Source organism: Parvibaculum sp., assembly GCF_019635935.1.
Lineage (GTDB): Bacteria > Pseudomonadota > Alphaproteobacteria > Parvibaculales > Parvibaculaceae > Parvibaculum.
This window is the reverse complement of the sequence record NZ_JAHBYN010000001.1, coordinates 1,748,086-1,773,437: the sequence shown is the minus strand read 5'-3', so window position 1 is coordinate 1,773,437 and position 25,352 is coordinate 1,748,086. Positions and strand designations below refer to the sequence as shown.

The 25,352-nt window shown below is 64.3% G+C and carries 25 protein-coding genes; 11 read left to right on the top strand and 14 right to left on the bottom strand.

Annotated elements, in window-relative coordinates:
• The first annotated feature begins 201 nt into the window (after nucleotides 1-201).
• Nucleotides 202-1,308: a hypothetical protein gene (locus tag KF719_RS08855; protein ID WP_293508353.1), complete on the top strand. Its 1,107-nt coding sequence runs from the start codon at nucleotides 202-204 to the stop codon at nucleotides 1,306-1,308.
• A 31-nt stretch (nucleotides 1,309-1,339) separates the two neighbouring features.
• On the opposite strand, the gene KF719_RS08850 is transcribed toward KF719_RS08855, so the two are convergent.
• Together KF719_RS08850 and KF719_RS08845 are read right to left on the bottom strand one after the other, a co-directional pair.
• The gene (locus tag KF719_RS08850; protein ID WP_293508352.1) at nucleotides 1,340-2,089 is read right to left on the bottom strand and encodes a slipin family protein; all 750 of its coding nucleotides are present in this window, start codon (nucleotides 2,087-2,089) and stop codon (nucleotides 1,340-1,342) included.
• A gap of 138 nt (nucleotides 2,090-2,227) precedes the next feature.
• Complete coding sequence (locus KF719_RS08845; protein ID WP_293508351.1) at nucleotides 2,228-3,664, bottom strand: nodulation protein NfeD; 1,437 nt, start codon at nucleotides 3,662-3,664, stop codon at nucleotides 2,228-2,230.
• 192 nt (nucleotides 3,665-3,856) lie between these two features.
• On the opposite strand from KF719_RS08845, the gene KF719_RS08840 reads away from it, so the two are divergent.
• Complete coding sequence (locus KF719_RS08840; protein ID WP_293508350.1) at nucleotides 3,857-4,063, top strand: dodecin; 207 nt, start codon at nucleotides 3,857-3,859, stop codon at nucleotides 4,061-4,063.
• Nucleotides 4,064-4,087: 24 nt separating this feature from the next.
• On the opposite strand, the gene KF719_RS08835 is transcribed toward KF719_RS08840, so the two are convergent.
• Nucleotides 4,088-4,315 carry a hypothetical protein gene (locus KF719_RS08835; protein ID WP_293508349.1) on the bottom strand — a complete coding sequence of 76 codons (228 nt, stop codon included), beginning with the start codon at nucleotides 4,313-4,315 and terminating at the stop codon, nucleotides 4,088-4,090.
• 193 nt (nucleotides 4,316-4,508) lie between these two features.
• Here KF719_RS08835 and KF719_RS08830 point away from each other — a divergent pair, with 193 nt between their 5' ends.
• Entirely contained in the window at nucleotides 4,509-5,288 is a 780-nt protein-coding gene (locus KF719_RS08830; RefSeq protein ID WP_293508348.1) for an SDR family NAD(P)-dependent oxidoreductase, read from the top strand.
• A gap of 142 nt (nucleotides 5,289-5,430) precedes the next feature.
• Here the strand turns inward: KF719_RS08830 and KF719_RS08825 are convergent, their stop codons facing one another.
• The gene (locus KF719_RS08825; RefSeq protein ID WP_293508347.1) at nucleotides 5,431-6,681 is read right to left on the bottom strand and encodes a TIGR03862 family flavoprotein; all 1,251 of its coding nucleotides are present in this window, start codon (nucleotides 6,679-6,681) and stop codon (nucleotides 5,431-5,433) included.
• A gap of 52 nt (nucleotides 6,682-6,733) precedes the next feature.
• Here KF719_RS08825 and KF719_RS08820 point away from each other — a divergent pair, with 52 nt between their 5' ends.
• The gene (locus KF719_RS08820) at nucleotides 6,734-7,192 is read left to right on the top strand and encodes a YaiI/YqxD family protein (RefSeq protein WP_293508346.1); all 459 of its coding nucleotides are present in this window, start codon (nucleotides 6,734-6,736) and stop codon (nucleotides 7,190-7,192) included.
• Here the strand turns inward: KF719_RS08820 and msrB are convergent.
• Together msrB and msrA are read right to left on the bottom strand one after the other, a co-directional pair.
• Nucleotides 7,170-7,676 carry a peptide-methionine (R)-S-oxide reductase MsrB gene (msrB, locus tag KF719_RS08815; RefSeq protein WP_293510618.1) on the bottom strand — a complete coding sequence of 169 codons (507 nt, stop codon included), beginning with the start codon at nucleotides 7,674-7,676 and terminating at the stop codon, nucleotides 7,170-7,172. The two genes, KF719_RS08820 and msrB, sit on opposite strands and share 23 nt — an antisense overlap.
• A 12-nt stretch (nucleotides 7,677-7,688) precedes the next feature.
• Nucleotides 7,689-8,288 carry a peptide-methionine (S)-S-oxide reductase MsrA gene (msrA, locus tag KF719_RS08810; RefSeq protein WP_293508345.1) on the bottom strand — a complete coding sequence of 200 codons (600 nt, stop codon included), beginning with the start codon at nucleotides 8,286-8,288 and terminating at the stop codon, nucleotides 7,689-7,691.
• Between the two features lie 160 nt (nucleotides 8,289-8,448).
• Between msrA and KF719_RS08805 the strand changes: the two genes are divergently transcribed.
• The gene (locus KF719_RS08805) at nucleotides 8,449-9,237 is read left to right on the top strand and encodes a DUF2189 domain-containing protein (RefSeq protein ID WP_293508344.1); all 789 of its coding nucleotides are present in this window, start codon (nucleotides 8,449-8,451) and stop codon (nucleotides 9,235-9,237) included.
• A gap of 4 nt (nucleotides 9,238-9,241) precedes the next feature.
• On the opposite strand, the gene ccoS is transcribed toward KF719_RS08805, so the two are convergent.
• Genes ccoS through ccoN form a run of 8 tightly spaced genes read right to left on the bottom strand, consistent with a single transcriptional unit; the run spans nucleotide 9,242 to nucleotide 17,236 of the window.
• Entirely contained in the window at nucleotides 9,242-9,445 is a 204-nt protein-coding gene (ccoS, locus tag KF719_RS08800) for a cbb3-type cytochrome oxidase assembly protein CcoS (protein WP_293508343.1), read from the bottom strand.
• Nucleotides 9,442-11,667 carry a heavy metal translocating P-type ATPase gene (locus KF719_RS08795; protein ID WP_293508342.1) on the bottom strand — a complete coding sequence of 742 codons (2,226 nt, stop codon included), beginning with the start codon at nucleotides 11,665-11,667 and terminating at the stop codon, nucleotides 9,442-9,444. Before KF719_RS08795 ends, ccoS begins: the two co-directional genes overlap by 4 nt.
• Nucleotides 11,664-12,188, bottom strand: coding sequence for a FixH family protein (locus KF719_RS08790; protein ID WP_293508341.1), 525 nt, complete (start codon nucleotides 12,186-12,188; stop codon nucleotides 11,664-11,666). The genes KF719_RS08795 and KF719_RS08790 overlap by 4 nt, the downstream gene beginning before the upstream one ends.
• Nucleotides 12,185-13,717, bottom strand: coding sequence for a cytochrome c oxidase accessory protein CcoG (gene ccoG / locus KF719_RS08785; protein WP_293508340.1), 1,533 nt, complete (start codon nucleotides 13,715-13,717; stop codon nucleotides 12,185-12,187). The genes KF719_RS08790 and ccoG overlap by 4 nt, the downstream gene beginning before the upstream one ends.
• Nucleotides 13,718-13,757: 40 nt before the next feature.
• Nucleotides 13,758-14,648, bottom strand: a complete 891-nt coding sequence (ccoP, locus tag KF719_RS08780) for a cytochrome-c oxidase, cbb3-type subunit III (protein ID WP_293508339.1) — start codon at nucleotides 14,646-14,648, stop codon at nucleotides 13,758-13,760.
• On the bottom strand, nucleotides 14,645-14,851 hold the full coding sequence (locus KF719_RS08775) for a cbb3-type cytochrome c oxidase subunit 3 (protein WP_293508338.1): 207 nt from the start codon (nucleotides 14,849-14,851) through the stop codon (nucleotides 14,645-14,647). Before KF719_RS08775 ends, ccoP begins: the two co-directional genes overlap by 4 nt.
• 8 nt (nucleotides 14,852-14,859) lie before the next feature.
• Nucleotides 14,860-15,591, bottom strand: coding sequence for a cytochrome-c oxidase, cbb3-type subunit II (ccoO, locus tag KF719_RS08770; RefSeq protein WP_293508337.1), 732 nt, complete (start codon nucleotides 15,589-15,591; stop codon nucleotides 14,860-14,862).
• A 10-nt stretch (nucleotides 15,592-15,601) separates the two neighbouring features.
• On the bottom strand, nucleotides 15,602-17,236 hold the full coding sequence (gene ccoN, locus KF719_RS08765) for a cytochrome-c oxidase, cbb3-type subunit I (RefSeq protein ID WP_293510616.1): 1,635 nt from the start codon (nucleotides 17,234-17,236) through the stop codon (nucleotides 15,602-15,604).
• Nucleotides 17,237-17,866: 630 nt separating this feature from the next.
• Between ccoN and KF719_RS08760 the strand changes: the two genes are divergently transcribed.
• The 6 genes from KF719_RS08760 to KF719_RS08735 all read left to right on the top strand — a co-directional run bounded on the left by KF719_RS08760 (nucleotide 17,867) and on the right by KF719_RS08735 (nucleotide 25,274).
• Entirely contained in the window at nucleotides 17,867-20,230 is a 2,364-nt protein-coding gene (locus tag KF719_RS08760; protein WP_293508336.1) for an efflux RND transporter permease subunit, read from the top strand.
• Nucleotides 20,231-20,388: 158 nt separating this feature from the next.
• The gene (locus KF719_RS08755) at nucleotides 20,389-21,060 is read left to right on the top strand and encodes a helix-turn-helix domain-containing protein (RefSeq protein WP_293508335.1); all 672 of its coding nucleotides are present in this window, start codon (nucleotides 20,389-20,391) and stop codon (nucleotides 21,058-21,060) included.
• Nucleotides 21,061-21,070: 10 nt separating this feature from the next.
• The gene (locus KF719_RS08750) at nucleotides 21,071-21,991 is read left to right on the top strand and encodes a VOC family protein (RefSeq protein ID WP_293508334.1); all 921 of its coding nucleotides are present in this window, start codon (nucleotides 21,071-21,073) and stop codon (nucleotides 21,989-21,991) included.
• Between the two features lie 27 nt (nucleotides 21,992-22,018).
• Complete coding sequence (locus KF719_RS08745) at nucleotides 22,019-22,894, top strand: fumarylacetoacetate hydrolase family protein (protein WP_293508333.1); 876 nt, start codon at nucleotides 22,019-22,021, stop codon at nucleotides 22,892-22,894.
• Nucleotides 22,895-22,916: 22 nt separating this feature from the next.
• Nucleotides 22,917-24,410, top strand: a complete 1,494-nt coding sequence (locus KF719_RS08740) for a bifunctional 3-(3-hydroxy-phenyl)propionate/3-hydroxycinnamic acid hydroxylase (RefSeq protein ID WP_293508332.1) — start codon at nucleotides 22,917-22,919, stop codon at nucleotides 24,408-24,410.
• A gap of 72 nt (nucleotides 24,411-24,482) precedes the next feature.
• Nucleotides 24,483-25,274: a DUF2189 domain-containing protein gene (locus KF719_RS08735; RefSeq protein ID WP_293508331.1), complete on the top strand. Its 792-nt coding sequence runs from the start codon at nucleotides 24,483-24,485 to the stop codon at nucleotides 25,272-25,274.
• The last annotated feature ends 78 nt before the right edge of the window (nucleotides 25,275-25,352 follow it).

Below are 25,352 nucleotides of genomic sequence, written 5' to 3'. Positions count from 1 at the left end.
GCATTATTCGGGCAAGCCCCGCGCAAGGGGAGCGGGGATCGGTCCTGAATGGAGGGAACGGTGGCGGGGTGAAGCCGCCTTCTCGCCGGCCGGGACCGGGCAGTCCGATTGACGGCCCGGGAGAAAATCCCTGTACTGGTCCCGGTCTCCCGCCGATACTCCGCCGGGGCGCGGGTTCGTGGCCCGTCGGGGGGTGTGGCAATGATCGGCCTTTTGTTCGGAACGATGCGCCGGCGGCGATCCGGCGTCGTTTGCCTGGCGGCGGCGCTCGTGCTGACGCTTGGCGGCTGCAAACCGCCACGCGATGACGGGCCGCCGCCCGATATCCGGATCACCTCCGCATCGCTCTCGGCCACGGGCAGCGCGGTCGTCTTTGCCTTCGACGACCGGCGTGCCGGCGTGAACCGCGCGCGCCTCGGGCTTTTCGATGTCGCCAGCCGTTCGATCCGGCTCGTCGAACAGCCGGAAAAATTCAGATGGCGCTCGCCGGTCTTCGCACCGGCAGGCCGCAAGCTCGCCTTCACCTCATACTGTTTCCACGACTGCACGCCGGAGGAGTTTGGCTACCATATCGGCATACTCGATCTCGATACCGGCGCCTGGCAAATCGTCACAAGCTACGGGCGCGATACGATGCGGCTGTCGCCGAACTTCGAGACGGACGGAAAATCGATCCTGTTCGTCTCGGCGAGAGCTGAATGGAACAGGGAGGGCGGATCGCGCCCGGCAGGTTTCTTCGGCGTTTCCGCGGTGACGCTCGAAACGCGACAAGAGGAACAACTGCTGCCGAATGTGACCGAAACCACAACGTTCCAGAGTCTCGGCCGCCCCACATCGACGACCGGCGACGGCATTCTCTTTACCTGCTTGGCGCCATTTCAGGGCACTTTCGATGACATGGCGGACAGGATGAAGTTGCCCAATACACATGATTTCGCGTGCAGACTGCGCCCTGATGGCAGTCTCGGCATCGTTCCTGGCCTCGAACGACAGAATGCCGGTTCACTTTCCGCCTCGGCCGATGGAAGGCGCATTGCCTTCATCGCCCAATCTTCGCCCAGCAAGCGCGGACGCGGCTTTGGCTACGACCTTTTCTTCCTTGAGGCGGGCGGTATCCGTCAGGCGACACAGCTCGAGACCCATGCCTATCTGACCGACATTTCGGACGACGGCGCGGTCGCGCTCTTCCTCGCCGACGACACGCGGGAGCGGAACTGGTCGGTCTGGCTGCATCGCGTCGGTTCCGGCGAGACGCGCGAAATCCTGACGCCAGACGCACTCCGGGCCTTCCTCGGCGCAGCCGACTAGGCGCCGTCCGACACTCCGCCACCCATCAGCCTCAATCCCGACGGCGGATCGCGTCCATCAGGTCCATCGGCAGCGGGAAGACGATAGTGTTGGTTCTCTCGCCGGCAATGTCGTGCAGCGCCGAGAAATAACGAAGCTGCATGGCGCGCGGGTCGCCGGCGAGAATCTTGCCGGCTTCCACCAGCTTCTCGGCCGCCTGCTGTTCGCCTTCGGCATTGATGATCTTGGCGCGGCGCAGGCGCTCGGCTTCGGCCTGCTTGGCAATGGCGCGGATCATGCTCTCGTCGATATCGACATGCTTGATTTCGACATTGGCGACCTTGATGCCCCAGGCGTCTGTCTGGCTGTCGAGGATTTCCTGGATGTCGCTGTTGAGCTTGTCGCGTTCGGCCAGCATTTCGTCGAGCTCATGCTTGCCGAGCACCGAGCGCAATGTCGTCTGCGCAAGCTGGCTTGTCGCCTCCATGTAGTTCTCGACATTGAGGATCGCATTTTGCGGTTCGACGATGCGGTAGTAGATCACTGCATTGACGCGCACCGACACGTTGTCGCGCGAAATCACATCCTGCGTCGGCACGTCTTCGACGAAAGTGCGCAGGTCGACGCGCACCATCTGCTGGATGACCGGGATGATGATGATGAAACCCGGCCCGGCAACGCGCGTGAAGCGCCCGAGCGTGAAGACGACGCCGCGTTCGTATTCGCGCAAAATCCGGATCGCCGAACTCAGAATGCCGACCAGCAATACGATCAGGAATACATAGAATGCGAGATTTCCCATCAGGCCTCTCCGTTCTGTTTGGCAGGATTGTGCGTTCGTTCCGTTTCAACAGTGAAACGGGTGCCTGCCGAAAATAAAAGTGTCATCCCGGCATTGAGTTGTTGGCAAAGAACGAAACATCTCGTTCCCTTTCGCCGCTCACCCATGCACCGCCGGGGCGTCGCTCAGCACAAGTGTCAATCCGTCGAGCTTCTCGATCCTGACCTTTTCGCCGGGCGCGAGCTGGTGCGGTCCGCGCGCGCGCCAGCGTTCGCTATGCACCCATACATGGCCTTGACCGTCCGCCCAGTCGATCACTTGCGCTTCCATGCCGGTCAGTTCCTCGCTGCCGGTCGCAACCGGCTTCGTTTGCGCGCGCCAGGCATAGCCGAGCAGCGCCGCCAGCGTCAGCACGCTCACCACCGCCGTTCCCGCAATCACGCTCCATGAAAGCTGGAACTCGGGCTGGTCGCTGTCGATCAGCATGGCGCTGCCGAGTACGAAGGCGATGACGCCGCCGAGCCCGACAACGCCGAATGTCGGCGTGAAGGCCTCGGTGACCATCAGTGCGAGGCCGAGCAGGATCAGCGCCAGGCCCGCATAGTCGAGCGGCAACTGGTTGAGCGCATAAAGTCCGAGCAGCAGGCAGATGGCGCCGATGACGCCGGGGCCGATCGTGCCGGGGTTCGAGAATTCGAAGATCAATCCGTAAATGCCGATCAGCATCAGGATGAAGGCGACGTTCGGGTTGCTGAGGATGGCCAGCACCTTGGTCATCGCGCCGGGCTCGATCTCGACGATGGCCGCGCCCTCGGTGTTGAGCACGCGCTTGCCTGCTGCGGTCGCGACCTCGCGGCCATGGATCAGGCGCAGCAACTCGCCCATGTCGGCGGCAATGAACTCGACGACGCCTTCCTCCACCGCGGCCCGCGCCGAAAGGCTCGCGCCTTCGCGCACCGCCTTTTCGGCCCAGTCGGCGTTGCGGCCGTGCATTTCGGCAAGGCTCCTGATATGCGCCACCGCGTCATTGGTCGCCTTCGCGGCCATCGCGTCCTCGTTGGAGCGTTGGGGGGCGCGCGCCGGCGCTTCGTCCTCGCCGCCTTCCTTTTTGGGTGCCGCGTCTTCCGGCGAAGGCAGCCCCGGCATCCCGCCGCCGATCGTCACCGGCGTCGCCGCACCGATATTGGTGCCGGGCGCCATCGCGGCGATCGCGGTTGCATAGATGATGTAGGTGCCGGCGCTGGCCGCATGTCCGCCGGCCGGGGCGACATAGCCCGCCACCGGCACCTGCGATTCCAGGATCGAGGAAATGATTTCGCGGGTCGAGGTCACAAGCCCGCCCGGCGTGTCGATTTTCAGGATCAGCACATCGGCGCGCCGCGTTTCCGCTTCCTCCACCGCATCCGCCACCTGCTTTGCCGTGGCCGGGCCGATTGCGCCCGCGATCACCGTCAGCATCGCCAGCGGCGGCGCCTTCGCCGTTTCGGCGGGCGTTTCCGGTGTGGCCGTCTCCTGGGCCGTGCCGGCCGCGCCGAACAGCGCGGCGCCTGAAACCGCCAAAATGGCGTAGATCGTTTGACGCAGTCGAAGGGTCACGGGGGGCGTCCTCCTTCTTCGCGGGCTTCTTCGCGGGCCGTCGTTTTTCTCGTTCCCGACAGTCTGCCAAACCGGGGCGGCCAAAGCCAGTTTTTGCGGCGGCTTTTATGTCGCGCCGCGGTCCTTGCCGCATGGCACAATCGCTCCACCTTCCTTGCGGAGCAAACTGACACGCCAACGGAGGAACATCCGATGTCCGAGCATGTCTACAAGGTCGTCGAAATCGTCGGCTCCTCGCCGAAAAGCATCGAAGATGCGATTTCCGCCGCCGTCGAAAAGGCGTCCAAAAGCCTGCGCGAGCTGCGCTGGTTCGAAGTCGTCGAAACGCGCGGCCATATCGAAAACGGCAAGGTCGGTCACTACCAGGTCAAGCTCAAGATCGCCTTCACGCTGGAGTGAGGGTGCCCGCGCGCGTCTTCGTCATCACGGACAGGAGATGCGCAATTCCTTGCGGTTGAAGCCAGCATCTTCGGACAGCGTCGTATAGCCGTTCGGGCAGGTTTCGTTGGCTTGATTGTAGCAGATGTTCCAGCCGACGGCTGCGCCGCAAGCGATGATGTACTCATCCGGTCCGTCCGGCCGCTGGACTTTCTGGGTTGTTGTGCAGGCTGCGAGAATCAGGCCAGCCGAAACGGCGATCGTGATCGTCATGCGCATAGTGTCATTCCCCCCTGTAAAGCCCGCCGACTTTGCGTCCCGGCGCTTCCTCTGCTCCCGAGTTTACGCATGGGTAGCGGCGCCTGTCGCTCCTTTTTGCGGTCCGCGGCGGACTGGCCGCTCGCACCCTGGCTGTTTCCTTTGTTAGTCTCTCCGCCAACGAAATCAAAACGGGGAGACGCAATCCATGGAACCGATCAGGAAACTCAGCCGCTCGATCAGAGGCAAGGTGGCGCTCATTACAGGCGCGGCGAGCGGCATGGGGCGGGCGACCGCGCATGTCTTTGCGGGCGAGGGCGCGAAGGTCGCGGTGCTCGATCTCCGGCAGGAGCGCGTCGATGCGGTGGTCGCCGAAATCAAGGCCGAGGGCGGCGAGGCGCATGGCTGGGCGCTCGATGTCGCGGATGCCGAAGGGATCATCCGTGTCGTCAAGGAAATCGAGGCGCGGTTCGGCGGGCTCGACATTCTCGTCAACAATGCGGGGCTTTCGACCTTTTGCGGCATTGCCGAAGAAGGCTACGAGGAAAGCTGGGCCCGCGCCCTCGATGTGATGCTGACGGCGCATATGCGTTTCGCGCGCGCGGCGCTTCCGTCGTTGAAAAAATCCGGCGAGGGGCGCATCGTCAATGTGGCATCGACGGAAGGCTTCGGCGCGACGCCCGGCAATTCGACCTATGTGGCGGCCAAGCATGGCGTCATCGGCCTCACCCGCGCGCTCGCCGTCGAGCTCGGCCGCGAGGGCGTCACCTGCAACTGCATCTGCCCCGGCCCGATCCGCACCGGCATCACCGCCGACATTCCCGACGAGCACAAGGAAATCTTCGCCAAACGCCGCGTCCCGCTCAGGCGCTATGGCGAACCCGAAGAAGTCGCGCATGTGACGCTCAGCGTCGTGCTGCCGGCGTCGTCCTATCTCAACGGCGTCGCCATTCCGGTCGATGGCGGCATGCTGGTCAAGAATGCGTGAGGCGCGACGCAAAACAAAAAATGATCGAATCATGCCGCGGCCTTTGCAGGCGGGGACAAGTCGCGATGTTTTGCGGGACAAGTTGCGGGATAAACCCGGGGACAAGCGGGCTTGAGACAGATTTTTGACAGTCCGGTGACAGTCAGCGCTTTTCGGCCAGCCATTCCCGCGCGCCGTCGCCCGCGGCGCGGCCGGTGCCGAGGCAGGCGGTGATCAGATAGCCGCCGGTCGGCGCTTCCCAGTCGAGCATCTCACCTGCACAAAAGATGCCCGGCAGTTTCCGCAACATGAATTTTTCATCGAGCTCGTCGAGCGCGATACCGCCGGCGCTGCTGATCGCCTCTGCAATCGGCCGTGGACGGATCAATGTCAGCGGCAGCGCCTTGATCGCAACGGCGAGCAGCGCCGCATCGTCGAAGACCAGACTGTCGATGCATTCGCGCAGCAGCGCGGCCCTTGCGCCGTCGATGCCGGCTGCCTTGCGCAGATGATTGGCCAGCGAATTTTTTCCGCGCGGGCGGGAAAGTTCGCGCGTCAGTCTTTCGATGTCGCGGTCGGGCGCGAGGTCGAGCGTCAGCACCGCCCGGCCGTCGCGCTCGGCGGCCTCGCGCAGTTCCGCCGACAGCGCATAGATCGCGCTGCCCTCGACACCGTATTTCGTCACCACGAAGTCGCCGCGCAACGCGCGTTCGCCGAATGACAGCGTCACCGATTTCACGGGCACACCGGCAAAGCGCGCCGCCATGTGCGGGCTCCAGGCAACGTCGAAGCCGCAATTGGAAGGCCGCAACGGGTTGACGGTCACACCATGTGCGCGCAGCAATTGCGTCCATGCGCCGTCGCCGCCGAGCCGCGGCCAGCTCGCGCCGCCCAGCGCCAGCACGGCTGCGTCGGCACGGAAAGGCAGTTCGCCGTCCGGCGTTTCGAACTTCAATTCGCCTTCGGAGGTCCAGCCGTTCCATTTGTGACGCCGATGAAAGGTCACGCCGGCGTCCGCCAGCCGCCGCAGCCAGGCGCGCAGGAGCGGCGATGCCTTCATCGCTTTCGGGAAGATGCGGCCCGAGCTCCCGGCAAAAGTTTCGACGCCGAGTTCCGCCGCCCATTGCCTTATGTCGCCGGGCGTGAAGCCGCGCAGCGCCGGTTCGAGTTTTTCGCGCGCGGCGCCGAACCGCGTCAGGAAGGTTTCGAAGTCTTCGCCATGCGTGATGTTGAGGCCGCTCTTGCCGGCGAGCAGGAACTTGCGCCCGAGCGAAGGCATCGCGTCGAAGACATGCACCTCCGCGATGTCCGCCAGACGTTCGGCCGCGGCAAGGCCCGCCGGCCCGCCGCCGACAATGGCCACGACGGGCGCGGCGGCCGGTTGTGCCGGATTGCTTTTTGCGCTTGTGTTCACCGGCGGCACGCTATCATCGTGCGGCGATGAAATCATCCGGCGAAAAGAAGCGATGACCGAAATCTATGTCGATGCCGATGCCTGCCCCGTAAAGGACGAAGTGGTGCGGGTCGCCGAACGCCACGGCCTCACGGTTCATATCGTTTCGAACAGCGGCATGCGGCCGACCGGCCATCCGCTGGTGCGGCCGGTCGTCGTCGCCGCCGGTCCCGATGCCGCCGACGACTGGATCGCCGAACGCGCCGGCATCGGCGATATCGTGGTCACCGGCGACATTCCGCTGGCGGCCCGGGCGCTGGAGAAGGGCGCTGCCGCGATCGGCCACAATGGCAATCCGTTCACGCAATCGAGCATCGGCATGGCGCTTGCGATGCGCGACCTGATGCGCGAGCTGCGCGAGACCGGGGATGCGAAAGGCGGTGGGCCGCCCTTCTCGCGCGCCGACCGCTCGCGCTTCCTGCAGGCGCTTGAGGATGCGGTTCAGGCGGTCAAGCGGGCGACGAAGGCCTGAAAGTCATCGCGACGCCGTTCATGCAATAGCGCAGGCCCGTCGGCGGCGGCCCATCCTCGAAGACGTGGCCCAGATGTCCGCCGCAGCGGCGGCAATGCACTTCCGTCCGCACCGTGAAGAAGCTTTTGTCTTCCGATGTGCCGATGGCATTGTCGAGGGGCGCGTAGAAACTCGGCCAACCGGTGCGGCTGTCGTATTTCGTTGCAGAGGCAAAGAGCGGCAGGTCGCAACCGGCGCAATGATAGGTGCCGATGCGCTTTTCCTGGTCGAGCGGGCTTGTGCCGGCGCGTTCGGTGCCGTGGTCGCGCAGCACGCGATATTGCACCGGTGTCAGTTGCGCGCGCCATTCGGCTTCGCTCTTCGTCACCTCGAAAACCGTCGACGCCGCTTCGTCGGCTTCGGCGCTCTTGCCGCGTAGCGTCAGGCCGGCCGCCGCCAGCGCCGCGGCGACCGCCGTTCCACCCAGAAAATTTCGTCTGGACATCATGCTCATCTCCTAATGCCCGCCCGCTTCGTCGCCCCAGATTTCCTTCAGCCGCTGGTCGCGTCCGCAACCCCAGCGGTAATAGGCGTAGCGCGCGGGATTTTTCAGATAGTAGTCCTGATGATAGCTTTCGGCGGGATAAAAGGGAGCGGCTTCAAGAATCTCGGTGGCGATGGGCAGATGAAGCCGGCCCGACGCTTCGAGTTCAGCTTTCGAGGCTTCGGCGCGTTCGCGCTCGCTTTCATTTCCATAAAAGATGGCGCTGCGATATTGCGGACCCACGTCGCAGAATTGCGCGTTCGCGCGCACCGGGTCGATGTTGCGCCAGAAGACGTGGAGCAGTTTCTCATAGCTCACGACCGCCGGATCGTAGACGACCTCGACCACCTCGATGTGGCCGCTCCTGCCGGACGAGACTTCCTTGTAGGTCGGGTTCGGCTTCTCGCCGCCGCTATAGCCCGATGTCGTGCGGATCACGCCGTCGAGCTTGTCGTAGGGCGGTTCCATGCACCAGAAGCAGCCGCCGGCGAAAATCGCCATGGCTTCTTCGGCCGCGGCGGCGGGCGCGATCAGCACGGTCCAGAGGCCGAGCAGGACGGCGAAGCGTTTCAATCGATGTCTCCCTTGAATTTCATATGCAGCTTACGCCGCTCCTCCAACCGGCGGATTCAACTCTCTGTCACGACTTCGCGAGCATAAACCACATGGACGGCGTGGGTATTCACGGCTAGCATCGGCCCGTTGGGCGGTTTGATCGGGAGGAGAGGCTGCCATGAGCGATGTGTCGTCGGCGACGAACGGCGGTATGCGCTTTCCGCCGGTGCGGAAGGTGCGGTCCGATGCGCCATGGGTCTGGCTTGCGCGCGGCTGGGCCGACATGTGCGCCGTTCCGGCGGTCAGCTTCACCTATGGCATTTTCTTTTTCGTGCTGTCGCTGTTGCTGGTCAGCACGCTCTTTCTTTTCGATCTCGGCGCGCTGGTGCCGGTCATTGCGTCGGGCTTTTTGCTTGTCGGACCGCTGCTTGCCGTCGGCATGTACGAGGCGAGCCGGCGGCTCGAAGCCGGACTGCCGGTGCGGCTTGCCGATGTTGCCCTGGTATCGGCGCAAAGCCCCGCGCAGCTTGCCTTTCTCGGCGCGATGCTGATGGGCGCCATGCTGATCTGGGTGCGGATCGCGACCTTGCTGTTTGCGTTGTTCTTCGGTTCGCAGACGATGCCGCAGCTCGGCGAATTCGTGCCGGCGCTGCTGTTGACGCCGCACGGGCTCGGCCTGCTCGTCGTCGGCACGGCGACGGGCGGCGTGCTGGCGCTGATCTGTTTTTCGATTTCGGTCGTGTCGGTGCCGATGCTGATGGCGCGCGATATCGATGCGGTGACGGCGGTGCTGACCAGCATCGAGACGGTGCGGCGCAATTTCTGGCCGATGATGATCTGGGGCTGGATCATCGCCTTCCTGACCGCCTTCGGCATAGCGACGCTGTTTGTCGGGCTCGTCTTCGTCTTCCCGCTGCTCGGCCATGCGACGTGGCATGCCTATCGGGATCTCGTATCCGGAACCTGATGGCTCACGAAGCGGTTCTGTCGTCGTCCGGCCCGCCATCATCCGGCCTGCCTTCATCCGGCCTGTCATCCTCATCGTCGAAAAGGATGCGCTCGGCGGCGCCTTCGAGATCGTCATACTGTCCGCTCTTCAGCGACCAGAGAAAGGCGCCAAGTCCGAGCAGCCCGAGCAGCAGCGCCGCCGGTATCAGGAACACCAGAATGTTCATCGGTTTGCCGCGGCGGCGTTCCGCCGGCTCAGACGCATCGCATTGGCGATGACGGTGATCGAAGAACTCGACATTGCGATGGCCGCGATGAGCGGCGTCACGAAGCCCGCGACCGCCAGCGGAACGGCGACCGCGTTGTAGGCGAGCGCCAGGCCGAAATTCTGGAACACGAGGCGGCGCGACTTCATCGCGACATCGACCGTTTCGACAAGCGGGGCAAGACGCGCGCCCTGAAAAATGAAATCGGCGGCCGTCTGACTGACATCGGCGGCGTCCGCCGGCGAGATCGAGACATGCGCGGCGCGCAACGCCGGTGCATCGTTGAGCCCGTCGCCCACCATCAGCACCTTGCGGCCTTCGCGCGCCAGCTCTTCCAGCCGGGCGATTTTTTCGGCGGGCCGGGCGGCGGCGCGCCATTCGGCAATGCCCAGCGCCTCGGCGGCGGCGCGCACCGCCGGTTCGCGGTCGCCCGACAGAAGCTCGACCGCAAAGCCCCTTTGCCGCAATGCCTCGATCGTTTCGCGCGCGTCGGGCCGCAGCGTGTCGGCGAAGCGCAGGCAGATCGTCTCGCCGCTTGCGCGGCGAAGCCAGAGTTCAGGTCCGGCATGTTGCGTCTTGTCCGCGCGGTCACGGACACCGGCGAAATCCGCATTGCCGAGACGGACCGTGCCGGATTCGAACCGCGCTTCAAGCCCCATGCCGGGCACTTCGGCTGCGTCCGTTGCTTTCGGTGTGGCGATGGCGGTATCCGCTTCGGCAAGCGCGCGCGCCAGCGGGTGACGGCTCAGCCGCGCCAGCGCAACGGCATGCGCGAAGTCGCCGGGCGCGATTTCGGCGCCATTGACGAGTTGCGGCCGGCCGAGCGTCAGTGTGCCCGTTTTGTCGAAGACGATGGTGTCGGCCTGCGCCAGCCGTTCCAGCGCATCCGCCGACTTCACGAACACGCCCTGACCGATCAGACGTCCCGTCGCTACCACCTGCACCACGGGAACCGCGAGGCCGAGCGCGCAAGGGCAGGTGATGATCAGCACGGCAATCGCATGCGTCAGCGCGGTTTCCCAATGGGCGCCAAGCCAGAACCAGAGGATCATGGTCGAAAACGCCATGACATGGACGGCCGGCGAATAAAAACGTGCGGCGCGGTCGGCGATCCGCACATAGCGCGCGCGCCCCTGCTCGGCCGATTCCATCAGCCGCACGATTTCGGCGAGCAGCGAATCGTCGTCGCGTTTCGTCACGCGCATGGTCAACGGCGCGCCGATGTTGAGCGTGCCGGCATAGACGGCCGAGCCGGGCTTCACGGGCTCGGGCAGGCTTTCGCCGGTGACAAGACTGGTGTCGACATCGCTGATGCCGGTCAGGATTTCGCCGTCGGCCGGAATGCGCGCGCCGGCGGCGATCGCCAGCCGCATGCCGGGCTCGACGTTTTCGACCGCGACCGAACGCTGCATGCCGTCGGGTCCGATCACAGTTGCCGCCGTCGCGCGAAGGCCGAGGAGGTTTTGCGCCGCCGAGCAGGCGCGGGCGCGCGCCTGCATGTCGAGATAGCGGCCGATCAACAGGAAGAAAAGCAATGTCACGCTGGCGTCGAAATAAACGTGCCGCGCGTTGACGATGGTCTGCACCAGGCTCATCGCCGTCGCGAGGATCACGGCAAGCGCGATCGGCACATCCATGTTCATGGTGCGGGATTTCAGCGCCTTCAGCGCCGAACGAAAGAAGGGCTGCCCGGCATAGGCGACCGCCGGCAGTGCGATCAGCGCCGATACCCAATGGAAGAAGGCGCGCGTCGTCTCGTCCATATCGGTCACGAGGCCGGACCAGACCGACACCGAGACCAGCATCACATTGGCGGCGGCAAAGCCCGCGACACCCATCGCCCGCAACAGCGATTTCATTTCATTGTCGTCGAGGGCGGATGCGAGGCGGGAATCGAAGGGCACGGCGGCGAAACCCACCTCGGCAAGCCGCGCGACGATTGCGCCGGCCTTGAGCTTTTCGGGGTCCCAGCGCACGGCGACGCGTTTGGTCGACAGATTGGCGCGCGCATATTCGACGCCGGGCAGTTCGTGCAAGCCCCGTTCGACCTTGCGCAGGCAGCCGGCGCAATGCATGTCCTGCACGACGAGGTCGAGACGCGCGTGGCCGCCGGGCGCCTCGCGGACGAAAAGGCCGGGGTCAGGCCTTGCGGGATCGAGCGTCGTGGCGGCGGTGTCGTTCATCGGCCTGCGCTTACGATGACGCGTTCTTCCTGCACGAAGGTTTCGCCGTCCGGTCCCGCCGCCGCGATGCGCACCAGCCAGTTGCCGTCATGGGCGAGATCGAAAACCGATTCGTAGATGCCGGGCGCCGTCTCGGCGAGCGGCAAGCGCATGTCCGCGCCGGCGGCGACCGGACGCCAGAATGTGCCCTCGACATTGAGGCCGGTCAGGGCCGCGCCGTCGGCCTTTGCGAAGGTCACGCGCAGGCGCGTGCCGGCCGGCGCCTTGCCGGTTGCGATTGTCGCCTGCCAGCCGAGGCGGCGCTGTTCTTCCATGCGTTCGAGAAGATGATTATAGGCGCGCCCCTTCTGGTAGGCGCCGTCGACCTCCACGCCGTCGAACGTCGAAAGCGCCTTGTAGATGAAGAAGCCGTTGACCGCGAAGACGACGCCGAAAAAGCCGACAAAGGCAAAGAGAACGCGGCGGCCGGTCAGCGCGCCGAAGCGGTTTGTGGGGCGATAGTCGCCGTTACCGATGGTCATTGTGCCGGGCCTCTGAAGCTTGCCGTTCTCTCGGCTCTCGTGCCGTCCTCGAGATCTGTCGCGACGAAAGTCAGCATACCCTCGCCGCCGCGAAGCCTGTCCAGCTTGTCGGCCGGCAGGCTGACGAAGAACTTCACCGTCCGCAGCGTATCGATGCCGACGATCACCGTCGAGCCCTCCTCGCCCGCAAGCGCCGGCCGCGTCAGCGCGGCGCCTTCGAGCCCTTCGATGTCGATGCGGAAAATGCGCTCGCGATGCTCCTTGTTGAGGATCTTCAACTCGTAGCCGTTGCGGATGCTGCCGTCGGCGAGGGTGACGAAAAGCGGATTTCGGTCGGGCAGGGCGCTGATTTCGAGGGTTGAGCGGTTGACGAGCGCGACCAGCATGATCAGCGCAACCAGCGCGATTGCGGCCATATAGACGATCGTACGCGGGCGCAGGATGCTGAGGCGCTGCGGCTCACCGGCCTTGCGGCGCTGCTGGTTGCTCAGCGTGTCGTAGGCGATCAACCCGCGCGGCCGCTCGACGCGGTCCATGATGGCATCGCAAGCGTCGATGCAGAGCGCGCACTGGATGCACTCAAGCTGCATGCCGTCGCGAATGTCGATGCCCATCGGGCAGACGGCGACGCATTGGCCGCAATCGATGCAGTCGCCGCGACCTTCCCAGCTCGTGCCTTTTTTGTGCGGTCCGCGCTTTTCGCCACGATCGTCCTTGTAGGAGACCAGCAGCGATTCCTCATCGAACATCGCGCCCTGGATGCGCGGCCAGGGACACATATAGATGCAGACCTGCTCGCGGGCGATGCCGCCCAGCAGATATGTCGTCGAGGCGAAAACGGCAATCGAGATATAGGCGATGGCGGGCGCGTCGAAGCGCATGAGGTCGGCGGCGAGCGTCGGCGCGTCGGCGAAATAGAAGACCCAGGCGCCGCCGGTCGCCAGAGCAATCAAAATCCAGACCGCGTGTTTCGCCGCCTTGCGCGCCAGCTTGGCGATCCCCCAGGGCGAACGGTCGAGACGGATGCGCGCCGAACGTTCACCTTCGAAAAAGCGTTCGACGTGAATGAAGAGATCGGTCCACACCGTTTGCGGGCAGGTATAGCCGCACCAGACGCGGCCGGCGACGCTCGTCACGAGGAAAAGACCGAGCGATGCGAGGATCAGCAACCCGGTGATGTAGTAGAATTCCTGCGGCCAGATTTCGAGGAAGAAGAAATAAAAACGCCGCGCCGGGAAATCGAGCAGCACCGCCTGGTCCGGCAGGCTCGGGCCGCGATCCCAGCGCAGCCAGGGCGTGACGTAGTAGATCGTCAGCGTCAGCGCCATGACGATCCATTTCAGGCGCCGGAACGTGCCCCCGACGAGCTTCGGGTAGACCTTGACGCGGCTCGCATAGAGCGGCCGGTTCTTCTCCGAATTGACGGCGGTCACCCGTTCGCCGTCGGCCCCGTGCGGATCGGCGGCTGCGCGAACATTGCCCGCCGCTTCCGCGGCGAGGCGCTCAAGGCTGGTGGCGCTATCGGCCATTATTTCACTCACATGACGCGCGGGCTCGGGAAGCGCGCGTCTACTCGCCGCCTCCGAGAGAATGCACATAAAGTGTCAAGGCGTTGATTGTGCTCGCATCGAGCCTCTCGCCCCAAGCCGGCATGACGCCGCTGCGTCCGTTTGACACGGATTCGATGATCGAGGCGCGGTCGCCGCCATAGAGCCAGACGGCGTCGGTCAGGTTCGGCGCGCCGAGCTCGCGGTTGCCTTTGCCGTCGGCGCCGTGGCAGGTGACGCATTGCTCGCCGAAGGTTTCGGCGCCGCGCGTCGCCGCATCGGCATCGTGGTCCCGGCCCGATAGCGCCAGCACGAATTCGGCAACGTCGGCCACCTCGCGGCGCGTCAGGATGCCGTCCCGGCCGTAAGCCATCATGACGTTCTGGCGGGTATCGCTGTCGGCTTCCCAGCGGATGCCGTGCGCCAGCGTGGTGCGGATGTCTTCAAGCGTGCCGCCCCAGAGCCACACGTCGTCGTTGAGGTTCGGAAACCCCCACGAGCCTTGTGCGCCGGAGCCGTGGCAGGGCGCGCAATTGTCGCCGAAGGCGGCCTTGCCGGCTGCGAGCGCCACTTCCATCAGCGCGGCGTCGGCCGCGACGTCCTCAAGCGCCAGCGTGGCGATTTGCTTCATCTCGTCGGCACGCCCTTCGGCGACGGCGCCGAGCTCCCGCGCCACGACTTCGCGCTGGTCATAACCGATCACGCCCTTCGTATAGGTCCATCCCTCCGTCGTGAGGTAAGGCCAGGCAGGCATCACGATCCAATAGGCGAATGACCAGATGATGCAGGCGTAGAAGGTGTAGAGCCACCATTTGGGCATCGGGTTGTCGAGTTCGCGGATGCCGTCCCATTCGTGTCCGGTGGTTTCGACGCCCGTGACGTCGTCAATTTCGTTTTTCGGGCTATCGGTCATTTCCTTGCCTCCATGCGGTCACCCGCCTTGTCGTCGGGGCCGTCGCCGTCCTGGAGCGGCAAGCGCGCCAGACGGTCGAATTTCTGCTTGTTGCCGGGCCGCAATGCGTAGACCAGCGCCAGAGCGAAGAGCACCATCATCAGCACCAGGCCGCCGGCGCCCGCCCATGTCCGTACCAGTGAATAGGTTGTTTCGGGTTCCATCTGGCGGCCTATTGCTTGAAGTCGGAGGTTTCGTAGGCGTTGAAATCGACCAGCGTGCCCAGCATCTGCAGATAGGCGACCAGCGCATCGAGTTCGGAAATCATCGCGGGATTGCCGTCGAAGTCGCGGGCGATGGCCTTCGGGTAACGCTGCATCAGGCCGTCGGTGTCGGCGAAGGGCGTGGCCTGGGCTTCGAGATCGGCCTTGGCGTTCTCGATTGCCTCGGCGTCATAGGGAACGCCGGCGATCGAAAGGGCCCTCAAGGCGCCCTCGATGTTGCGGTAATCGAGCGGCGTCCTTTCGAGGAAGGGATAGCCGGGCATCACGGATTCAGGCACCACGGAACGCGGATCCGCCATGTGCAACCGGTGCCACTCGTCGGAATACTTGCCGCCGACGCGCGCCAGATCGGGGCCTGTGCGCTTCGATCCCCACTGGAAGGGATGATCGTATTTGCTCTCCGCCGCCAGCGAGTAATGTCCGTAGCGTTCGACTTCGGCGCGCAGCGAGCGAATCATCTTGCTGTGGCAGGCGTAGCAACCTTCGCGGATATAGATGTTGCGGCCGGCAAGCTCGAGCGGACTGTAGGGGCGAACGCCCTTGACGTCTTCGATGGTGCTCTTGATCAGGAAGGTCGGCACGATTTCAACGAGACCGCCGATGGCGACGACGACCAGAGTCAGCACCAGCAGCAGCATCGGGCTCTTTTCGATCGTGGCGTGTGTGAACTTCTTTTTCATCGGATCCCCCTCACTCGGCCGGTTGCGCGGCGGCGCGGACGGGAACCGGCAAGGGCTCGCTCTCGCGGACGCGGCCTTTTGCGGTCATCCAGCAGTTGTAGACCATGATCAGCGCCCCGGTCAGGAAGAGCACGCCGCCCAGTGCGCGGATCACATAGAAGGGATGCATCGCCTCGACGGTTTCGACGAAGGAATATTCGAGGAAGCCCTGCGCGTCATAGGCGCGCCACATCAATCCCTGCAGGATGCCCGACACCCACATCGAGGTGATGTAGAGCACGATGCCAAGCGTCGCGATCCAGAAATGCCAGCTCACCAGCGCCAGCGAGTAGAGCCGTTCGCGCTTCCAGAGCCACGGCACCAGGCAATAGACCGCGCCGAACGACACGAAGCCGACCCAGCCCAGCGCGCCGGAATGCACATGGCCGACGGTCCAGTCGGTATAGTGCGACAGCGAGTTGACGGCCTTGATCGACATGACCGGACCTTCGAAGGTCGACATGCCGTAGAAGGCGACGGAGACCACGAGCATGCGGATCACCGGATCGGTGCGCAGCTTGTCCCAGGCGCCCGAGAGCGTCATCAAGCCGTTGATCATGCCGCCCCATGAAGGCATCCACAGCATGATCGAGAAGGTCATGCCGAGCGTCTGTGCCCAGTCGGGCAGCGCGGTGAAGTGGAGATGGTGCGGGCCCGCCCAGATGTAGAGAAAGATCAGCGACCAGAAATGGATGATCGACAGGCGGTAGGAATAGACCGGCCGCTCGGCGCGTTTCGGGATGAAGTAGTACATCATGCCGAGGAAGCCGGCGGTCAGGAAGAAGCCGACCGCGTTGTGGCCGTACCACCACTGGATCAGCGCGTCCTGCACGCCGGGGAAGAGCGCGTAGCTCTTCGACGAGGTCCATGTCTCCGGGATCGCCAGATTGTTGCCGATATGCAGCATCGCGATGGTGACGATGAAGGCGAGGTAGAACCAGTTGGCGACATAGATATGCGGTTCGCGGCGGCGCGCCAGCGTTGCGAGGAAGACCAGCAAATAGACCACCCAGACGATGGTCAGCCAGATGTCGGCATACCATTCGGGTTCGGCATATTCCTTGGACTGGGTGACGCCCATCAGGTAGCCGGTCGCGGCGACGACGATGAAAAGCTGGTAGCCCCAGAAGACGAACCAGGGCGCGATGTCGCCGGCGAGGCGCGCGCGGCTGGTGCGCTGCACGACATAGAACGAGGTCGCGATCAGCGCGTTGCCGCCGAAGGCGAAAATCACCGCCGATGTGTGAACGGGGCGCAGGCGGCCGAAATTGACGAAGGCGGTGTCCAGATTGAGCGCCGGAAAGGCGAGCTGCAAGGCGATGACGACGCCGACCAGAAAGCCGGCAATGCCCCAGAAAAGGGTGGCGATCACGCCGGCCTTGACGACCCCGTCATTATAGGAGGCCCCGGCATCCGCGGCGGCCGGTCCGCGCTCGAGCGCATTGAAATGGCGTTGTCCGATGGCCAGCGCGCCGGCGGCAAAGGCCAGCGCGAAGAGCCAGGAATGGGCTGCCATGGGCGCGTCCTGTGCCTTTGCGGCAACGACGATGAAGAGAAGTGTGCCCGCGATCAGCGCTGCGACGACCCCCCAGGCCGCCGTCGTCATCGTGCCGGGAATATGTTGCCCCGGCGCCCCAGTTGCCGCCATTTCCGATGCCCCTCGTTCGTTGCCTCCGGCCCGCCCGACGCGCTCGGATGCGCCGGGTGCCGAACCTCAGAAACCATAGCATTACTGAGGACTTTTTTCGAATGCGCGTTTGCGCCGCTGCATCACCGTGTCGCATCGCGGCGTCGCGGCGGGTTGCAGGCGATGCGCGGGCGGGTGCGCCGGGCGCCGGATCGTTAACCATGGCAGGCATCGCCGGCCGGGTTCCGGATTGCGGAGCGGGGATACGAACATTTGAAAAAAGCGCGAATTGCATGCATCCGTTTTCGGTTGCGGTTCTTCGCAACGCATATTTATGACTGTGCCAATCCCGACCGGCGTGATAGATAGTGCGGCCTGTGCGCCCGGCGTTTCGACGATGCCGGATGCAGGGGGGACAGCCTGGCCGGGTCATCGCGATACCGGTCCGCGGCCGGTTTTGTCCGGACATCCGTCCAGATCAAGCCCACCGCAAAGACCCTTCCGAAGGGCGCGGTCGCCAAGACAAAAATAGCGGGAAATTCCGCAATATCCTGAGCACTCCGATGCAGTCTCCGCAAAAAGACTGCACGTCCTGAAGGGGAGGTTATTTTGCAGCGTCTTGAAAATCTCGTATTCGGTTTGCGTTTGCCGATACTTGTTATTCTTTTCTTCTTCACCCTGGTCATGGGTTACTTCGCCGCCCAGCTCAAGATGGACGCCGGCTTCACCAAGATGTTGCCGATCGGCCATTCCTACATCGAAACCTTTTTCGAATATTCGGAAAGCTTCGGCGGCGGCAACCGCGTGCTTGTGGTGCTGGAGAACAAGGAAGGCGACATCTTCCAGCGGGACTTTCTCTACACGCTCAACGATGCAACCCAGGATCTCTTCTACATTCCGGGCATCGCGCGTCACACGGTGACATCGCTCTGGACGCCGAACACGCGATTCATCGCCGTAACCGAGGAAGGCCTCGAAGCCGGCGACGTGATCCCGGCCGATTTTGCGGGCACCGATGCCGACATCAACACGGTAATGCAGAACACGTTGCGCGCCGAACTTGTCGGCCGCCTCGTTTCGAGAGATTTCAAGGCCGCGATGATCCGCGCCGAGCTGCAGGACTTCAATCCCGAAACGCGCCAACGGCTCGACTATTTCGAAGTGGCGCGCAAGCTTGAAGCCGACCTGCGCGACAAATATGTTTCCGACACGGTCGATGTGAAGATCGTCGGATTCGCCAAGCTGACCGGCGACATCGCCGACGGCGCCGGTTCGGTCGTCCGGTTCTTCACCGTGGCGTTCGTGCTCACCTGCTTCATGATGTGGCTCTATTGCCGCTCGTGGATCCTGACCATGGTGACGGTCGGCGCCTCGCTCTGTTCGCTCGTCTGGCAATTCGGATTGCTGCACATTCTGGGTTTCGGCCTCGATCCGCTCGGTGTGCTGGTGCCGTTCCTCGTTTTTGCCATCGGCGTCAGTCACGGCGTTCAACAAATCAACATGGTCGGCGCCGAAATGGCCGCCGGCCTCGACAAGATGAAGGCCGCCCGCGCGACCTTCACCTTCCTGTTCCGGCCGGGCGTTGTCGCGCTGCTGACCACGCTCACAGGCTTCGCCACGCTCTACATCATTCCGATCGGCATGATCCAGGAACTGGCGATCACGGCTTCGATCGGTCTTGCCTTCAAGATCATTTCCAACCTCGTCATGTTGCCGCTGCTCGTCTCCTATGTCGCGCCGCCGGAAGATGAATACGGCGCCAAGGTTCGCCGCGCGATGGAAACGCGTGCCAAGCTCTGGCCGGGGCTGTCGAAGCTGGCGAAGCCGGGCCTTGCATTTCCGTTTGTCATCGTTTGCTTCTGCATCGCCATGGCCGCCATCTACGGCGCGCGCGACAAGCAGATTGGCGACGTGCATGCGGGCGCCGGCGAGTTGTGGCCGGACTCGCGCTACAACCAGGACAGCCGCTATATCGCCGAGGCCTTCAATCTCGGTCTCAACGTGCTGACGGTGATCGTCGAATCGGACAGCATTGTCTGCATCGACTACGAGAAGATGCACCATCTCGAAAACTTCAGCTGGTACATGCGCAATGTCGACGGTGTGCAATCGGTGATCAGCCTGCCGATCCTGGCGCGCGCCATCAACAGCATGTGGCAGGAAGGCAATCCGAAATGGCGAAACCTGCCGCGCAATTCGTCGGCGCTCGCGCAGGCGACGTCGAGCATCTCCAGCGCATCGGGCATCGTGAATACCGATTGCTCCACGGCGGCGGTCGCCATTTTCATCGCCGATACCAAGGCAAAGACCGTCAACCATGTGCGGCACGAGCTTGAAACATGGATGGCGGCGCCCGAAAATCAGTATGACGGCCTCGTTCTGCGCGTCGGCACCGGCAACGTGCCGATCGTGGCGGCGACAAACGAAATCGTGCACAAGTCCGAGCTTCCGATGCTCCTCTATGTGTATGCGGTCGTGATGACGCTGGTGATCATTACCTACCGCGAATGGCGCGGCGCGCTGTGCTGCGTGTTGCCGCTCGTTCTCGCCACGCTGATCGGCGACTGGTTCCTGACCGCCTTCGGCATCGGCCTCAAGATATCGACGCTGCCGGTGCTCGCCATCGCGGTCGGCATCGGCGTCGACTACGGCATCTACGAGTACAACCGGATGCAGCGCTACATGCGCATGGGCAAGACGCCGCACGAGGCCTATCTGCAGGCGCTCTACGACGTCGGCTCGGCGACGATGTTCACCGGCTTCACACTCGCCATCGGCGTGTCGACCTGGGCGTTCTCGGCGCTGAAGTTCCAGGCCGACATGGGCCTGCTGCTGACCTTCATGTTCATGGTCAACATGCTGGGTGCCGTGACGCTGCTGCCGGCGCTGGTCGCGGTCTTCGAGTACATCTGGCCGCTGAAGCGCAAGCCGCTTTCGGAGGAAGAAGCCCGCGCCGTGATGCGCGGCCACTGAGTTTCGTCTCATCGCGAACGCCGAAAGGGCGGCCCTCCCATGGAGGTGCCGCCCTTTCTTTTTGGCGGATTTCTGCGGGTTTTCGGTGTCTCTCGATCTGATATTGACTAATCGGTCATTTTATGACCAGATAGTCAGATCAGGATCGGGAGGGTCTTTTGGCCGGCAGGGCAGCAACGGATAAATCGGAAGACGCGGGGTCGCGCCGGCGGGCGCAGATGCGCGCGGTGCTGGTCGAGGCGGCGATGCAGCTCTTTGCGCGGCAGGGTGTCGACGCCACCACCATCGACGAGATCGTCGTGCTGGCCGGCGTGGCCAAGGGCACCTTCTACAATTACTTCACCGACCGGACCGAAATTGCGCGCGCCGTCGCTTCCGCCATCCGTCACGAATTCAACGCCGCCGTTGCCGAACTCAATGAAGGCATCGACGACCCGGCGATCCGCGTGTCGCGCGGCGTCCGGCTGTTCATGGCGCTGGTGGCGCGCGATCCCGTCAAGGCGTCGATGCTGGCGCGCATCTACGAAAGCGGTGCCGCGGTCGACGCGCAAGGCAACGAACATCTGCTCGGCGACATTCGCGACGGCGTCGCCAAGGGCCGCTTCGTCATTCCGGGCGAGGCGGCGGCCGTGCATCTTGTCGTCGGGCTCGGCACGACAGCCATGCGTCATCTGCTCGATGCCGGTGCGGACGCCCGGATTCTCAAGGGCGAGGGCTATGCGCGCGACATCGTCATCGTGATGCTGCGGGGGCTCGGCGTTCCGGAAGCCGACATCGCCGCCGTTCTCGCACATCCGTTCGACGTGTCGCAGATTTCCGTTTTCAAATGAGGACAGTGTCATGATCAAGGTCACCGACATCGCCTATGTGCGCTTTCGCGCGCCCGATCTCGACGCGATGGAAAAATTCCTGATCGAGTTCGGTCTGGTGCGCGCGGCGCGCCTCGGCACGCAACTTTTCATGCGTGGCACCGACCCGCTCGCCTTCGCGCATGTGACGGAGGAGGGCGAGCCCGGCTTTGCCGGTCTCGGCTTCTATGCCGACAGCGTCGCCGATCTCGAAAAGCTTGCCGCGGCTTACGGTCTGCCGGTCGAGGAGAGCGACGCGCCGGGTGGCGGCAGGATCGTGCGCTTCACCGATCCGAACGGCTTTCCCGTCGATGTCGTCGCCGGCCAAAAGGCGCCGCCCGCGCTCCCGGTTACGCGCCACCTCGTTCACAATGATGGCGAGGCGCGACCGCGGCGCGGCGAGACGCTCCGTGTTGAGCCCGGTCCCTCGCAGGTGAAGCGCCTCGGCCATTGCGTCATCAACGTGAAAGACTTCCGCGAGACGGAAGCCTGGTACAAGGAGCGCTTCGGCCTCGTCACGTCCGACGAGATCGAAATCGCGCCCGGCGCGCCCATCGGCGCCTTTCTGCGCTGCGATCGGGGTGCTGCCCATGTCGATCATCACACGCTCTTTCCCGTCGGCACCGGCACGCCCGGCTTCAATCATGCCGCCTTCGAGGTCGCGAATTTCGACGACCTGATGGCCGGCCGCGAAGTGCTCGTCGAGGCCGGACGCCGGCATGAATGGGGCGTCGGCCGCCACATCCTCGGCAGTCAGATCTTCGACTACTGGCGCGACCCCTGGGGGCACACGGTCGAACACTGGACCGATGGCGATCTCTTCAACAATGAAACGCCGCCCAATGTGGTCGGCATCGACCAACTGATGGGCAATCAATGGGGCCCGCCCGCGCCGCCGAATATGGGCTCCTGAGAAGAACTTGGAAGAAGGAAACGGACCATGAAGCTTGCAACCTTCACGGAAGGCAATTCGACGCGCGTGGGCGTTGTCCGCGACGACGGCATTGTCGATCTCTCGGCGGCGGCGCCTGACCTGCCGCGCGACATGGTGGCGCTCATTTCGAGCGATACGGCGATGGCCAAGGCGCGCGCGGCGGCCGCAAAGGGCGCGGCGCTTCCGCTTTCAGGTGTGACGCTCGAGGCACCCGTGCCGCATCCCGGCAAGGTGCTCGCCATCGGCCTCAACTACCGCGACCATGTGGAAGAGTCCGGCCAGCCGATGCCCGAGCATCAGGTCTGGTTCAACAAGCAGCACAATTGCATCACCGGGCCTTACGCCGATGTGGCACTGCCCTCCGTCTCGGCCTTTCTCGATTACGAAGCCGAGATGTGCTTCGTCATCGGCAAGCGCTGCAAGCATGTGCCAGCGGACCGCGCGCATGAGGTGATCGCCGGCTATTTCGTCGGCAACGATGTCAGCGTGCGCGACTGGCAACTTCGCACCAATACCTGGCAGATCGGCAAGTCGTTCGACACGCATGGACCCATCGGTCCGTGGATCGTGACGCCCGACGAAGTCGGCGATCCGCATGCGCTCGACATCAAATGCTGGGTCAATGGCGACCTTCGGCAGAACTCCAACACGAAGCACCTGATCTTCAACTGCTTCGAACAGATCGCGCATCTGACGCAGGCCTTCACGCTCGATCCGGGCGACGTGATCTTCACCGGCACGTCCTCGGGCGTCGGCGGCGCGATGAAGCCGATGCAGTTCCTGAAGGAAGGCGATGTCGTCAAGGTCGAGGTCGAGAAGCTCGGATATATCGAAAACCGTGTCGTGCCCGAAAAGGCCGAGACGGTGATCGAGGCCGCCTGAGGCTCAAGAAAGCGGGGGGAAGATGAAACGCGAGGAAACGGAAGTCCTGATCGTCGGGCTTGGGCCTGTCGGCGCGGCGCTTGGCGTCTATCTCGGGCGCATGGGCGTTTCGGCCATCGCCATCGAGCGCGATGCCGAGGTCTACCCCTTGCCGCGTGCCGCGCATCTCGATCACGAGACGATGCGGCTGCTGCATCTTGCCGGCGGGGCGGAGGCGGTCGCGCGGGCGAGCCAGCCGCTTTCCTCCTACGAGTTCCGCAATGCGGCGGGCGAACTGCTGCTGGGCTTCAAGCCGACCGGCGATCTCGCGCCGACCGGCTGGCCTTACTCATCCATGTTCCACCAGCCGACGCTCGAACATGCGCTGCGGGCGCGTCTGGCGGAGATGCCGACGGTCTCGATGCACCTTTGTCACGCGCTCAAGACTTATGAAACGGTGGGCGGCGGCATCGTCGCGCAGGTCGAAAGCGGCGACGGCGTTTACGAAATCGCCGCGCGCTTCATTGTCGGCTGCGACGGCGGCAACAGCACCGTGCGCCGCAAGGCCGGCATCGCGCTCGACGATATGGGTTTCGACGAACCCTGGCTCGTCATCGACACGATGTTGAAGAACGGCGTGACGCGTCTTTCGACCATCGGCTTCCAGCATTGCGATCCCGCGCGCCCCGTCACCTCGATGCCGATGGCGCCCGGCCGCCATCGTTTCGAAATCATGCTGCGGCCCGGCGAGAAGCCGGAAGACGTCGTATCTGATGAAGCGATCTCGGCGATGATCGCGCCCTATGCCGACGCATCGGCGCTCGACATCGAACGCCGCGCCGTCTACCGCTTCCACGCCGTCATCGCAAAGACGTGGCGCGCGGGGCCGGTCATCCTCGCGGGCGATGCCGCGCATCAGATGCCGCCTTTCTTGGGGCAGGGCCTCTGTTCGGGAACGCGCGATGCGGCCAACCTCGCCTTCAAGATCGAAGCCGTGCTGCGCGGGCGCGCGAATGAATGCCTCCTCGACAGCTATCAGGCCGAGCGCGAACCGCATGTGCGCATGATCACCGAAATGGCGGTCGCGATGGGCCGGGTCGTCTGCACGCAGGATGCCGAAGCCGCGCGCCAGCGCGACGAACAGATGCTGGCGGCGCCCGAGGCGTCGCGCATGAGCCCCCTGCTTTCGCTCGACGGCATCCGGTCCGGCATTCTCGAAAGCGGCGGCGGCATCGCGCCCGATCCCGGCTTCGATGACGGCCGCCTTGACGACGCGGCGGGCTATGTGGCCCTCCTGATCGTCCGCGCCGAGGACGACGCCTCGCGCGCTTTCGCGGGCGCCGGCGGCTTCGTTGCCCGGCTCGATGCGCTGCCGGACAGCGCCGGTCATCTCGCCGCCGCGCTCGGCGACCGGCCGGCCATCCTGATCCGGCCCGACCGCTATGTCTTCGGCACCGGCGAAGCGGCGGCGCTCACCGGGGCCTGGGCGGCCTATCTCGCGAGCGGCAAGGCGGCGGCGTCCGCCGCTGCGGCATGACGCCACGGGTGGCGCGCGCCGGCTTCCGGTCATAATCTTCCCCATCGGTCTCGACGGGAGGGGAGAGGCAGGATGTCGGAAGCACCGTTTGATCCATCCGCACCGGGCGGCGGGGCCCCACGTATTCACACCATCGGGGTGGGCGATCTCGCGGCGGCGCTGAAAGCGGGGCTTCGCGATTTCCTGCGCGCACCGCTTTTCGGGCTGGTCATCGGCGGGGTCTTCGCGCTGATCGGCGCGGTCATCGTGCTGTCGCTGACGATCTGGGAATTGCCCTGGCTGATCTATCCCTTCGCCATCGGCTTTCCGCTGGTCGGGCCCTTTGCCGCCGTCGGCCTCTACGAAGTAAGCCGGCGTCTCGCCGAGGGCGCGCGCCCCTCATGGCGCGACGTCTTTGCCGTCATCTGGGCGCAGCGCCGCCGCGAAGTGTCGTGGATGGCCTTTGTGATGCTCTTCGTCTTCTGGGTCTGGATGTATCAGGTGCGGCTCCTGATCGCGCTCTTTCTTGGCCTCGTCTCCTTTGCCTCTTTCGCGCAGTTCCTCACCGTCGTCTTCACGACGCAGCACGGGCTGATCTTCCTTGCCGTCGGCCATGTCGTCGGCGGGGTGCTGGCGCTGGTGCTGTTCTCGATCACGGTCTTTTCGATCCCGATGCTGCTTGAGCGCGAGGTCGACATCGTCACCGCCATGATCACCTCGGTGAAGGCCGTGTTTCAGAGCCCGGTCGCGATGCTCGGCTGGGGCGTCTTCGTGACGCTGTCGGTGCTGGCGGCCTCGCTGCCGCTTTTCCTTGGATTGCTGGTCGTGCTGCCGGTTTTCGGCCATGCGACCTGGCATCTTTACCGCCGCGCGCTGCCGCAATAGGCCCCCGGCCGCCTTTCCCGGCATTTCGGCCCCTGCGTCAATTTGATCGGCGCCGGACGGAATTAGGGCGTTGACCCT